Source organism: Curvivirga sp. (assembly GCF_965219885.1).
Taxonomy (GTDB): Bacteria; Pseudomonadota; Alphaproteobacteria; order UBA8366; family Aestuariispiraceae; genus Curvivirga.
The window spans coordinates 1,459,936-1,472,254 of sequence record NZ_CBDCOT010000009.1; the positions used below are offsets into that span (position 1 = coordinate 1,459,936).

Genomic DNA, 12,319 nt, shown 5'->3' on the forward strand with positions numbered 1-12,319 from the left:
TTGAACAGGGGTTTAAAGGTACTACCCAACACTTGGGGAAAGGCTCTAGGGTTTAGGGGGAAGTCGAGCCTGTCGGGTAGTATGTTTTCTATATGGTTAGTATACGACAGATTTACACCCTTAGATGACTAAAAAAGATGTTTTTTTTAATCACAGATTTGTGAGCATGTTCTAAGCCCGTATTAATATTGAAAAATAAGATCAAAAAAATAGAGCCGCCAGCATATGCGGGCAGCTCAGTTGAACAGGGGTCTAAGAGTGTCACCTGATCCAATGAAGAAGGGTAGGGTTTGGATCTTGGGGTAGACATATACTTTATATATTCGAAACAGTTAATGTAGGGTTAACAAAATCAAAAAAAGTAGAAATTTTCAAAAAAACTTTCATTAACCCCTCAATTTTATGGTTATTGAGCCGTCCAGCCACCGTCTACTGGCAGTTCGGCTCCTGTCATCTGATTTGCGGCAGGACTACACAAGAAAAGAACCAGGTTGGCTAAATCTTCAGTTTTAACAAAATTCATGGATGGTTGTTTCTCACGCAGAATATCTTTTTCTGCTTCATCTTTTGAAACATCAAGTTTATCAGCGCGAATTTTAATTTGTTCATCGATTAATTCCGTATGGACCCAGCCCGGACAGATCGCATTGCATGTGATATTATCTTCCGCAGTTTCCAGTGCCACAACTTTGGTCATACCCACAACACCATGTTTCGCAGCAACATATGCTGCTTTATGAACGCTCCCTACTAAACCATGGACAGAAGCGGTATTAATGATGCGTCCCCAATCAGCTTGGCGCATATGCGGAACAGCTGCTTTCATTGTGTGAAAGACGGACGAAAGGTTAATTGCAATAATATCATCCCAATCTTGTTCCGGAAAATCTTCAATTGGGTGTACACGTTGAATACCAGCATTATTGATCAGGATATTCAAGCTGCCAAATGTATCTACAGTCTCTTGAATAAGAGTACGGATTTCATCTGGTTTAGCCATATTCGCAGAGCTGTAAGAAACCTTAACATTATGATCTTTTTCCATAGAAGCACGTATCTGTTCTATTTTATCTTCATCGCCAAAGCCATTTAGCATAACATTACAGCCTTGAGCTGCTAAACCTTGTGCCATGGCGAGCCCAATACCACTTGTTGAACCAGTCACAACTGCAACTTTATCTCTTAAATCAATCATGAATTTCCCCTAATGACCTTCTAGTCGAATTATTTTTAAGTTGGCTGCATTTTAAGATGCGTTTTTGCAGATGGCTACAGGCATTTTCATTTATCAATGTGCAAAATTGAACAGCAAAGTAACATGGTTAATTCTGGCGTATATGCATATATCTTGCTCAACTTTCTAAGACAGGATAAGACAGAAAAAACAAATCTAACAGGAGCAAAAAATGCCAAGAAAAACTGAAGTTATTCCTCTGCTTTCACCAAGTCCAGGTAGCCAACGTGAGTTGATTATTCATCGTTATGGTGAAAAGGGCAAAGGCAAGAAGGTTTATATTCAGGCAGCGCTCCATGCAGATGAATGGCCAGGTTTAATGGCTGCCCATCATCTTATTCCTTTGCTGGATGAAGCTGAGGCTGCGGGTGACATTCAAGGTGAAATTATTGTTGTGCCTTATGCAAACCCGATTGGAATGGCACAGCGCATCAATGGTAAAGTCGCAGGGCGATATTCTTTTGATGGCAGCGGAAATTTTAACCGTAATTGGGCTGATCTTGTTTCTGGTGCAGCCCCCTTGTTAAAAGGCAATTTGACAGGGAATGTAGAAGAAGATGTCGAAAAGGTACGCGCGGCATTCCGTGAAGTTGTCTCCCATCAATCTTGCCGGACAGAAGTTGATGAATTGCGTATGATACTCATGAGCCTGTCTTGCGATGCGGATTTTGTTTTAGACCTCCATTGTGATGGTGAAGCAGAATTGCATGTCTATGCAAATCAACAACATGAAGATGAGGCTTATGCTTTGTGTCAGGATTTGGATTCTCCCGTTTTATTGATTGAAACCGAAGCCGGCGGTGGTCCGTTTGATGAAGCTAATTCCTCTCCTTGGTGGCGCCTAAAGGACGTATTACCAGAAGCATCTCATCTACCACCTGCATGCTGTGCGGTAACTGTTGAGTTTCGTGGATTAAACGATATCTCCGATGAACTTGGTCGCAAAGATGCGCAGGGTTTAATGAGTTTCCTGAGAAGAATGGATATCATTGCAGGTAAGCTAACACCTCAAAGAAATGAAGTACAAGCTTCTTTCCTGCATGCAACTGATGTTCTACATGCCCCAATTGGTGGTTTGGTGAGTTATCAGGTTGAGCTTGGTAAGCAGGTCAAGAAGGGAGACTTGATAGCTGTGGTGATTGATATTGCTGCTGAGAATCCAACGGAAGGGCGTCATGAAGTGCATAGTCGTGCCAATGGTCGTTATTTTGCCCAGATGTCAGAACGACTCGTACGTCCGGGTGAGAGTATCGCAAAAGTCGCAGGCCAAGAAATCTTGGCGCATCGTGCCGAAGGCAACCTATTAGAGGCCTGATTTTGTAAATAAAATCAGAATAATATAATTTTGTTTGAAAGCGAGGCATCCAATGTCTCGCTTTTTTCGTACAATCCTTAAGAAAAATATTACTTTGCAATATTACTATTGATTTAATTAGTAATATTTAATTAAGATAAGAGAAAGCTATGGGGGTTTAGGCTAGCTTTTTCCGGGGGCTCGAAACTTAACATGTGGAGATAATTCCACAAAAAGGGGAAAGCATGTCTATTCAGAATAAACTTCTCGTCTCTATTCTATTATTGGGCGGTTTGTTATTTGCGCTGGCGGTAACGGACACCATTAAAGTTTCCCAATCATATATTGAGGATTTGGATGCTTTACATATCAACGAAGCATCCAACCAATTACTGGTAAGCGCTGGATCTTGGGCCGTGGAACGCGGCACATCCGCGGGAACATTGGGGAACCCGTCAAAAGCTTCTAGCGAGCAGCTTGCAACTATTAAAGAACGTCGAGAGATTGCAGACGCTGCTTTCCTAAAGGCAGTTGAAGAGATTGAAGAGCTGGAAAATGAACTGGTTCACAATGATATCATTAAAGTGAAGAAGCAGCTGAAGGTTGTACAGTCCTTACGTGGGGAAGTTGATAAAGCGTTAGCGTCTAAATCTGATCAGGATCAGAAAGATTTAAGAACAAAGTTCTTTAAAGAGATTACTGATCTGATCGTAATTTCCCAAAAGCTTCGATTGCATGGGGAATCCCTACTTGGCGAAAACGTGCCTTCCCATGTGGCGATTGCCTTTTCTATTCGCCATAATTTATGGATTGCCAGTGAGTTTTCTGGCCGTGAACGTGGTTTGGTAGCTGGAATTATTGGCGCCAATGTAAAGTTTACGCCAGAGCAAACCTCTCTGCTAGGACGAATGCGTGGTGAAGTGGAAGCTGGATGGTCTGTTGTTAAAGATTTGGAAAATGAATTAAGCCCGGAATTTAGAAAACAGGTTAAATTAGTTGAGAGCGTATATTTTGGCACCTTCACCTCCTTGCGGGATAAAGTAATCAAAGCCGGTCAATATGGTGAGCCTTACCCGGTTGAATCTGCAGCATGGTTTGCTTCTGCGACGGAAGGCATTAAGTCTCTTTTGGAAGCACAAGCTGTTGCAAAAGTCGATATTATCAACAAGATCGAAAAAGGACTTCAAGGGGCGCTCATCTGGTTAATTATTGATGTTGCTGTGGCAGTCATCTCTTTGATGGGGATGTGCTTTGTTGCCTATGTGATTTTATTCCAGGTTGTGAAGCCGCTTTATAAGATCAGAGATGCGCTCATCAAACTTGCGGATGGTGATTTTGATACCTTTGTTCCAAATATCGAAGGCAAAGGTGAAATGGCGGAAATGGCACGGGCGACCTATAAATTTAAACAGGAAAGCCGCGCGGCAGAAGCCTATCGTAAAGAACAACAGGAATTCCGTATCAAAACCCGTGAAGATCAACGTAAACAGATTATGAGTTTAGCGGATCAATTTGAAGAAACTGTGGGTGGCGTTATTGCTGCATTAACCGCTTCATCAACACAACTTTCATCAACCGCAAAAGAAGTCAGCGAGGTTGCTAATCGTACAGCAACGAAATCAAGCGGTGTACGTGATGCAGCCCATAGTGCAGGCAATGATATGAGTACGGTTTCGGACTCGGTTGAGGAAGTGAACCGTTCTGTGAATGATATTTCGACAACGGTTGCCGAAGCAAGCCAATTGACCACGCAGGCTTCTGAACATGCAGCCGAAGCTTCTGAGAAAGTGGCAGCGCTGAATGCATCAAGTGCCAAGATTAATGATATCGTGTCATTGATCGCAGATATTGCGGACCAGACAAATCTATTGGCCTTAAACGCAACGATTGAGGCGGCACGTGCAGGTGATGCGGGTAAAGGATTTGCCGTTGTTGCGAATGAAGTGAAGTCTTTGGCGTCACAAACACAGAATGCGACAGAGGAAATTTCGTCTCAAGTTGGTCAGATGTTATCTGAAATTAGCAGTTCAACATCAGCTGTGGATCAAATCACGGGTGCAGTTGAGCAAGTTAACGCAACCATGGGGCAGATTGCCTCTACAGTTGAACATCAAGCAGGTGATACACAGACCGTTGCATCTTCTGCAAAAGCGGCGATGTCATTGGTGCAATCGGTTGTAACAGATATTGATGCCGTGTCAGCAGATGCCGCAGGTACTGGTTCTGCGACAGAAGAACTACAGGCATCTGCCCATGAATTGTCACGTAACAGTGAAATTTTAGCTGCAGAAACGGCCAAATTTATCGCTCATATCAGAGAAGATAAAACAGAAAATGACCAGCCATCAGGTTAGTGTTGATCTATGTGACGAAACGAAAAGGCAGGAAGAATTTCCTGCCTTTTGCTTTTACAGCTCTTATAAAGCTTGAAAGGCTTCTAAAACTGACTGTTTCATAGGGGTCGTATCACGACCAATTAGTTTTGAAAGAGTTTTACTTTCATCAACTAGCCAACCATTTGAAATTCCTGTGCCTGCATCTGCCAAAGCGCCTGCAAAACCTTCAGGTAAGCCAGCTTCGATAAGTGCTGATTTAAAGTCATCTTCTTTAAGATTCACATAGGATATGTCTGTTCCGGCTGATTTACCAATTTCACTGGCAAAATCGCTTAAATCATAAGATGAATCCCCACCTAATTCATATGTTTGATTTAGATGTTGATCTGTTTCATCTGTTAACACGACAGCTGCAGCTTCCGCATATTCTGCGCGTGGTGCTGTCGTTAGGCGACCCTGACCAGCACAGTTATAAACAGCTTTCCCTTCTAAGGCCTGAGCAATTCCCATAGTATAATTTTCCGTATACCAACCATTTCGTAAAAACGTATAGTTCAAGCCCGACTCTTTAATTAAAGCTTCCGTTTCTTTATGTTCCTGTGCCAAAAAAATCGGCGATGTATCTGCTTTGAGTAAACTGGTATAGGCCAACAGATGTACGCCTGTTTCAGCAGCAGCATCAATGACAGCTTTATGTTGCGGCGTACGTTGTCCCACAGCGTTGGATGAAATAAGTAATAGCTTGTCGATCCCTTTTAAGGCTTTCACCAATGATGCAGGATCATTGTAATCCGCATGACGAATCTCAACACCTTTTGCGACAAATTCTGGGACGGAATTCGGATCTCGCACCACAGCTACAATATTCTCACTACTTGTTTTCGAAAGTAAGGATTCGATAACCAATCGACCTAGTTGGCCGGAAGCACCTGTAACAGCAATCATTCTTTTGTTTCCTTTGAATTATATGTTGGAATTATCAAAGGGAATATGGGTGATTGATTTTGTTATCGGTAGTGGATAATTTCGTAAATTATAGTTCGGGTTTTGAGTACAATGAATTTAAATCGTCTAAAGCTACTGGCAATATTTGCAATTGTTGTGGAACAAGGAAGTTTCGCGGGAGCCGCGCGACAATTACATTCCAGCCGTTCCCGAATTAGTGAACAGATTACCCAACTGGAAGAAATGTTAGGTATTAGGTTGCTCCATCGATCGACCCGTCAATTGTCTGTTACTGAGGATGGTAAGGTCATCTATGAAAGAGCGCGTGATTTACAAGATATCCTGGTCGATACGGATTCCCTGGCAGACCAATCTGTTCCCAAGGGGCGCGTTTCTATTACAACAACGAATGATGTTGGGATTAATAAACTATTACCATGTTTGAAAAGCTTTCAAACCCAGTATCCAGAAGTTTTTGTGGATGTCAGATTGGAAGATGAAAGAACCGATTTGATTGCAGAAGGTATAGACTTGGCGATCCGTGTGGGGGTGCCAAAGGATGATCGTCTTATTGCGCGTGTTTTGTATCGAGATCATTTCCAAATTGTTGCGTCTCCAGATTATCTTGAAAAAAATGGAACTCCTAAAAGCATAGAGGAGTTGGAACAACATAACTGGATATCTTTGGATATTTCTTCATCAGATGGCGTTCAACGGTTTTATAAAGATGGGAAACAAGTGCAGGTAAAACCGAGATCATATTACAGCTGTAATTCGCCATTGATGATGCAACAGATGGTTTTGGAAGGGATAGGTATAACGGCTGTTCTACCTTCGACAATGCAAGCTGCACTTACCAGCAGGCAATTAATCCCACTTTTTCCGGAGCTACAAGGCGCCCCAATAGAGTTTTATATTGTTTACCCTTCAAGACGACAATTGCCATCACGAACCAGATGTTTAATTGACCATCTGGTCCAGTCTAAGGAATTTCAAAAATAAGGCTTGTGAAATTTTAAGCTTCACGTGGTTTTAAATGCGCATGCCAATGGCCTTCGACCCATTTCAAGAATTTGGCAATAAAGAAAACCAAAATCATGTAGAGGATTGCAGCAGATATAAAACCTTCATAGGCCACATAATATTGCCCATTAATAATGCGTCCTGCTTTTAGGATATCTACGATCGTAATTGTGCTGGCAATTACACTGCCGTGAAGCATAAAGATGATTTCATTGGAATACATCGGTAAAGCGCGGCGCAAACTACTTGGCAAGATAATACGACGTAGACGCATTAATGGGGACATACCTGATGCGATCGCAGCTTCTACCTCACCAAATGGTGTGGCTTCAATAGACCCGCGAAGGATTTCAGTTTGATATGCACAGCTATTCAAAGAGAAAGCGATTAAAGCACACCACCAAGGTTCTCGTAGAATAGGCCACATAAAACTTTCACGTACAAATTCGAATTGCCCTAAGCCGTAATAAATCAGGAATACCTGAATAAGTAACGGAGTGCCTCTAAATAAGTAGGTGAAAGCCCAAATAGGCACATTAAAGATCGGGTGGCGATTGGCACGTGCAAAAGCAAATGGTACAGAGAAAATCCAACCAATGGCAATAGATAAAGCTGTTAATGCTAATGTATTACCGACACCTTGGATGAATAAATCATAGTGTTTGATTGGTAGGTTCCAATCAATAAAACCCCAGTTTAGCCAAGATAATTCTTCCATGATTAAGCCCTCCGTACACCGACATTGTATTTCTTATCCAGACGACGGAGGCCGAACTCGGAAATTGCGGTTAAAACCAAATAAATAAACAATGCGAAAAGCAAGAATGTGAATGGCTCGCGATATTTTAAACCGACAGCTTTTGCAATATATGTCAGCTCTTGTAAGCCAAGAACAGATACCAAAGCGGTTGTCTTCATAAGAACAAGCCAATTATTTGTGAAGCTTGGCAATGCATAGCGCACCATTTGTGGCCAAATTATGCGGCGGAAGATCATACCCTTGGACATACCGCAAGCAACGCCTGCCTCTATTTGTCCTCGTGGGATTGCCAAAATAGCCCCACGGAAAGTTTCGGTCATATAGGCGCCGAAAATAAATCCAATCGTTACTACACCAGCTGCAAAATGATTGATTTCGACATATTTCCAGAGGCCAGTTTGTTTACCAATATCGTTTAGAAGTTGTTGCCCGCCATAAAAGAGCAGCAACATCAAAACGAGATCAGGGATGCCACGTACGATTGTTGTGTAAGCATTCGTAACTTTATTTGCGATCCGGCTTTTACCGAGTTTACCCCAAGCACCTAATAAGCCAAAAAATACGGAAATAATTAAGGAACAGACAGAAACCAGAATGGTCCAGCCAATGCCTTGTAATAGTAGAACACGAAATTCCCAAATTTGTTCCATAGAAAAGCCTGATCAAGTGATAGTTAAGGATAGAGAGAGAAAGAAACGGGGCGAAATATTTAATATTCCGCCCCTGATATCTTACTTACGAATTAGCCACCGTAGATGTCAAAGTCGAAGTATTTATCGTTGATTTCTTTGTATTTGCCGTTTGCACGGATTGCTTTAATTGCTTTAGAGAAAGCATCACGCAATTCTGTGTCTTCTTGACGTACACCAACACCAGCACCTTCACCGAAATATTGTACGTCTGTGTGATCTTGGCCGAAGAATGCATAGCCTTGGCCAGCATCTGTTTTCAAGAAGCCGTCGTCGATCGCAATAGAGTCAGCCATGATTGCATCCAAACGACCTGCTGTCAGATCTAGGTAAACTTCTTCTTGTGTACCATATTCACGGATTTCGGAATCCTTGAATGTTGCTTTTGCATAATCAGCGTGGATTGTTGCAGATTGAACACCGATTACTTTGCCTGCCAATGTTGCTGGCTTATCGTCAGCAAACATACCAGCTTTTGAAGCTAGTTTCGCAGGTGTGTTGTAATATTTTTCAGAGAAGTCAATTTTCTTTTTGCGCTCTGGTGTGATGGACATAGAAGCAATGATGCCATCATATTTGGAAGCCAAAAGACCTGGGATCATGCCGTCCCAATCTTGTTCAACCAACTCACATTCAACTTTCATTTCCGCGCAAAGTGCGTTTGCAATATCAATATCGAAACCAATGAGTTCACCAGAAGGTGTTTTTTCAGAGAATGGAGGGTAAGCGCCTTCCACACCAATACGTACTTTGTCTGCTGCGTTTGCCATGCCAGCTGTCAACGCGATTGCCGCTGCAGCAACTGTCAATGAAACTTTTTTAAACATGGTTATCTCCCTTAGTAGTTATATTAAGTATCAACCGTTAATTTATTCTATCGGCCACCCTGTCCGATAGAGTTTTAAATTAAATGGGTGGGTCAGTCTCTTGTTTTCGCGAGGAACTGACGGAAACGTTCTGATTGAGGGTTCGTGAAGATTTCTTCTGGTTTACCTTCTTCCTCGATGCGGCCTTCATGCAGGAATATCACATCAGAGCTGACATCTTTGGCAAAGCCCATTTCATGAGTGACAACAATCATTGTACGGCCTTCGTCGGCCAGATCACGCATAACTTTTAAAACCTCGCCCACTAATTCCGGATCGAGGGCAGAGGTCGGTTCATCAAACAGCATCACTTCCGGATCCATTGCCAAGGCACGGGCAATAGCTGCGCGTTGTTGTTGGCCTCCGGACATGTGGGATGGATAATAATCAGCGCGTTCGTGGATGCCCACTTTATCCAATAAAGCTTTCGCTTGTTCTGTCGCTTCTGCTTTACTTTTTCCTAATACGTGAACCGGGGCTTCGATGATGTTTTCCAGCACCGTCATATGCGACCATAAATTGAAACTTTGAAATACCATCGCAAGTCGTGAACGAATACGTTCCACTTGTTTCATGTCTGCGGGAACTGGACTACCAGTGCGATCTGCGGACATGCCGATGGTTTCGCCATGTACTGTCACTTTACCAGAGTTGGGGATTTCCAACATATTCAGACAGCGCAAAAATGTACTTTTCCCGGATCCAGAAGATCCAAGCATGGAAATTACGTCACCTTGTCGTGCAGTCAGCGAAACGCCTTTTAATACTTCGACATTGCCAAAGCTCTTATGCAAGTCATCTACTTGCAAAACAACAGACTTATCCGTCACTACGGTACCCCTTGACCCTAAACTCTACAAAAAGCAGAGAATATAGTATTTTTATTTATTCTATATATTTATATAAGTAGGGTATTTTTTCGACCCATTCTTTATATCATTTTGTTAAGGTCAACATAGAATATAGGCAGGCGTCAAGACTTTTGGTGGTAAAATCCTGCCATTCTTGGTGAAGTTAAGTCATTCTTGCCTGATCTAAATTGGTTTTGATAATATTATTTCGTCACGTTTTCGTGTGTTTCGAATTTTACAAGATTAATTGCTTGTATTTTTATTATTTTGCATTTAGATAAAAATTTATCTATTTCATCTTGAAGTTGGTGATTAATTGAGTAGTCATTGATAATTATCATCTATATAGTATGGAAGAGATGGATGGGGGGACTCTTGTCTTGTGGCAGAGATGGGAGTGGAATTGATTAATAATAAGATAAAGACGGTTGGGTCTGACATAATGAAGCGATTTCTTGGGTTTTCACTCGCATCAGTATTAATGAGTAGTACTGCATTAGCTGTGCCTTTAGAGGAGGCCGTGCGTACGGCTTTGCAAACGAATCCGGATATTGGGATCGTAATCGAGGATCGTCGGGCAACGGAATATGAATTGAAGCAATCCGAAGCTGCTTATAAGCCAGATGTAGATCTTAATGCAGGTTTCGGTCATGAATATAATGACGATCCTGGTGCTAGAAACTCCGGTGATAGTTATAATTCAATGAACCGCTATGAAAGCGGATTAAGTGTCACTCAGATGCTTTTTGACGGTTATGCAACAGATTCAGAAGTCGCGCGTCAGGAAAGCCGCGTTATTTCTGCAACGCGTCGTGTGCGCCAAACATCAGAACAAATTGGTTTGGATGCCATTCAAGCATATCTTGAAGCACGCCGTCAGCGTGAACTTACCGAACTTAGTGAAGATAATGTGCTTATGCACGAAGAGACACTGGATTTAGTGACGCGTAAAGTTGAAGGTGGCGCGGCAACAATTGCTGATCAGCAACAAGCCGCATCTCGCTTGGCGTCTGCGCAAGCGTCCTTGGAGGATGCCCGTGTCCGTTTACGTGATGCCGATGCGACCTATGTGAGAATTATTGGTGAAAGCCCCGTGTCGTTGGAGCGTCCCGTTGCACCATTTTGGGCGATGCCTTCGAGTTTAGATGAAGCAATTGATTGGGCGATCGGTAATAATCCGACGGTAAATGTTTCAAAGGCTGATTTGGAAACAGCAATACGTGAATTTGATTCTGCGAAATCAGGTTTCTTTCCTACGGTGAATCTAGAGTTAGGAGCCGATGCTAATCGTAACGTAGATGGGACGCGTGGTGCTGAATATTCAGCAGAAGCAATGGTACGTATGACCTATAACCTCTATAATGGTGGCGAAGATACTTATCGACGACAAGAAGCATTGGCGCGTATCGCGCAGTCTCGGCAAGAATATAATCGGGCGGTTCGTTTAACTGAAGAAGATATGCGTCTTGCATGGAATGCGCGAGACGGTTCGGTAAGTCGTGTAAGAGCCCAGCGCCGTGAGGTCGAGGCTAATGACGTGGTGCGTACCACGTATCGTCAGCAATTTGATTTAGGTGGTCGAAGTCTATTGGAATTACTTGATGCGGAAAATGAGTATTTTTTCGCTCGTACGAATATGATTTCTACAGAGTTTCAGGCGATATTCGGCGTTTATCGTGTGTTGGCAACAGGTGGGGTGCTGCTGGCTTCCTTGGAAGTGCCTAAGCCGATCGAAGCGAGTAGTGAATTGGATCCTGTGCCTCATCAAAAGGTGGATTTGGCTGCAAAAGATGCTCAAAGCATTAATATTGATCCGGTGTTGGGCGAGGAAATGGAAGTATTGGATGCGCCAATTCTGGACCCGGCAGAGTTAGAAGAGATCGAGGGGGAAACGCTTGATCCAAATTCACTGGAACTTGATTCTGATGTTTTTGAATTAGAGGAACCGCTAACCTTAGATCCTGTTTCCGGCATTTCGGAACAAGTGACGCCCGTGTCAGAGCGGATTGTTGTGGATGTGGTTGATGTAAACACTTCGGAGAATGCTCAAAAAGAGAAGGTGTCTTCAGTGGTGCTCACATCGCTAGGGGGGGAGGTTCCTGAATATGCTGGATTGGGGCAAGATATCCCTGTGGTTGACTATGCGGCATTTGATGATCCTGATGAAAGCCCTGAGCAGGATTTAGAGATGGTGAGTAATAGTATTTCTGAGCTATATGGGGAAGAAGAGAGCGCTTTTTAGGCGATTTCTTTTAGGGTTCTGAAAAGATTTTCAGTCATAACTTGATATGTAATTACGTGTATTTTGGTTGGTTCTATAT

Annotated in this window: 10 protein-coding genes; 4 read left to right on the top strand and 6 right to left on the bottom strand. The window is 42.7% G+C overall.

What is annotated here, in order from left to right; all coding sequences use genetic code 11:
- Positions 1-406: 406 nt before the first annotated feature.
- Positions 407-1,195, bottom strand: coding sequence for a 3-hydroxybutyrate dehydrogenase (locus ACOQOA_RS12405; protein WP_420548937.1), 789 nt, complete (start codon positions 1,193-1,195; stop codon positions 407-409).
- A gap of 211 nt (positions 1,196-1,406) precedes the next feature.
- Between ACOQOA_RS12405 and ACOQOA_RS12410 the strand changes: the two genes are divergently transcribed.
- Both ACOQOA_RS12410 and ACOQOA_RS12415 read left to right on the top strand, forming a co-directional pair.
- Positions 1,407-2,549, top strand: coding sequence for a succinylglutamate desuccinylase/aspartoacylase family protein (locus ACOQOA_RS12410; RefSeq protein WP_420548938.1), 1,143 nt, complete (start codon positions 1,407-1,409; stop codon positions 2,547-2,549).
- Positions 2,550-2,773: 224 nt separating this feature from the next.
- Complete coding sequence (locus tag ACOQOA_RS12415; protein WP_420548939.1) at positions 2,774-4,882, top strand: methyl-accepting chemotaxis protein; 2,109 nt, start codon at positions 2,774-2,776, stop codon at positions 4,880-4,882.
- A 63-nt stretch (positions 4,883-4,945) separates the two neighbouring features.
- On the opposite strand, the gene ACOQOA_RS12420 is transcribed toward ACOQOA_RS12415, so the two are convergent.
- Positions 4,946-5,809 carry an SDR family oxidoreductase gene (locus ACOQOA_RS12420; protein ID WP_420548940.1) on the bottom strand — a complete coding sequence of 288 codons (864 nt, stop codon included), beginning with the start codon at positions 5,807-5,809 and terminating at the stop codon, positions 4,946-4,948.
- A gap of 111 nt (positions 5,810-5,920) precedes the next feature.
- Here ACOQOA_RS12420 and ACOQOA_RS12425 point away from each other — a divergent pair, with 111 nt between their 5' ends.
- Complete coding sequence (locus tag ACOQOA_RS12425) at positions 5,921-6,811, top strand: LysR family transcriptional regulator (RefSeq protein WP_420548941.1); 891 nt, start codon at positions 5,921-5,923, stop codon at positions 6,809-6,811.
- Positions 6,812-6,824: 13 nt separating this feature from the next.
- Here the strand turns inward: ACOQOA_RS12425 and ACOQOA_RS12430 are convergent, their stop codons facing one another.
- The 4 genes from ACOQOA_RS12430 to ACOQOA_RS12445 all read right to left on the bottom strand — a co-directional run bounded on the left by ACOQOA_RS12430 (position 6,825) and on the right by ACOQOA_RS12445 (position 9,977).
- Positions 6,825-7,550 (bottom strand): ABC transporter permease, encoded by a 726-nt coding sequence (locus ACOQOA_RS12430; RefSeq protein WP_420548942.1) that lies wholly within the window; start codon positions 7,548-7,550, stop codon positions 6,825-6,827.
- 2 nt (positions 7,551-7,552) lie between these two features.
- Complete coding sequence (locus tag ACOQOA_RS12435) at positions 7,553-8,242, bottom strand: ABC transporter permease (RefSeq protein ID WP_420548943.1); 690 nt, start codon at positions 8,240-8,242, stop codon at positions 7,553-7,555.
- A gap of 92 nt (positions 8,243-8,334) precedes the next feature.
- A complete protein-coding gene (locus tag ACOQOA_RS12440) occupies positions 8,335-9,108 on the bottom strand; it encodes an ABC transporter substrate-binding protein (RefSeq protein ID WP_155156369.1) in 774 nt (257 codons plus the stop codon).
- Between the two features lie 92 nt (positions 9,109-9,200).
- Positions 9,201-9,977: an ABC transporter ATP-binding protein gene (locus ACOQOA_RS12445; protein WP_420548944.1), complete on the bottom strand. Its 777-nt coding sequence runs from the start codon at positions 9,975-9,977 to the stop codon at positions 9,201-9,203.
- Between the two features lie 463 nt (positions 9,978-10,440).
- Here ACOQOA_RS12445 and ACOQOA_RS12450 point away from each other — a divergent pair, with 463 nt between their 5' ends.
- Complete coding sequence (locus ACOQOA_RS12450) at positions 10,441-12,240, top strand: TolC family outer membrane protein (RefSeq protein ID WP_420548945.1); 1,800 nt, start codon at positions 10,441-10,443, stop codon at positions 12,238-12,240.
- Positions 12,241-12,319: the final 79 nt, after the last annotated feature.

Excerpts from the sequence above, each read along its gene's own strand:
- ACOQOA_RS12405 (WP_420548937.1), bottom strand. The coding sequence starts at position 1,195 with ATGATTGATTTAAGAGATAAAGTTGCAGTTGTGACTGGTTCAACAAGT.
- ACOQOA_RS12435 (WP_420548943.1), bottom strand. The coding sequence starts at position 8,242 with ATGGAACAAATTTGGGAATTTCGTGTTCTACTATTACAAGGCATTGGC.
- ACOQOA_RS12410 (WP_420548938.1), top strand. The coding sequence starts at position 1,407 with ATGCCAAGAAAAACTGAAGTTATTCCTCTGCTTTCACCAAGTCCAGGT.
- ACOQOA_RS12440 (WP_155156369.1), bottom strand. The coding sequence starts at position 9,108 with ATGTTTAAAAAAGTTTCATTGACAGTTGCTGCAGCGGCAATCGCGTTG.
- ACOQOA_RS12420 (WP_420548940.1), bottom strand. The coding sequence starts at position 5,809 with ATGATTGCTGTTACAGGTGCTTCCGGCCAACTAGGTCGATTGGTTATC.
- ACOQOA_RS12415 (WP_420548939.1), top strand. The coding sequence starts at position 2,774 with ATGTCTATTCAGAATAAACTTCTCGTCTCTATTCTATTATTGGGCGGT.
- ACOQOA_RS12430 (WP_420548942.1), bottom strand. The coding sequence starts at position 7,550 with ATGGAAGAATTATCTTGGCTAAACTGGGGTTTTATTGATTGGAACCTA.
- ACOQOA_RS12450 (WP_420548945.1), top strand. The coding sequence starts at position 10,441 with ATGAAGCGATTTCTTGGGTTTTCACTCGCATCAGTATTAATGAGTAGT.
- ACOQOA_RS12425 (WP_420548941.1), top strand. The coding sequence starts at position 5,921 with ATGAATTTAAATCGTCTAAAGCTACTGGCAATATTTGCAATTGTTGTG.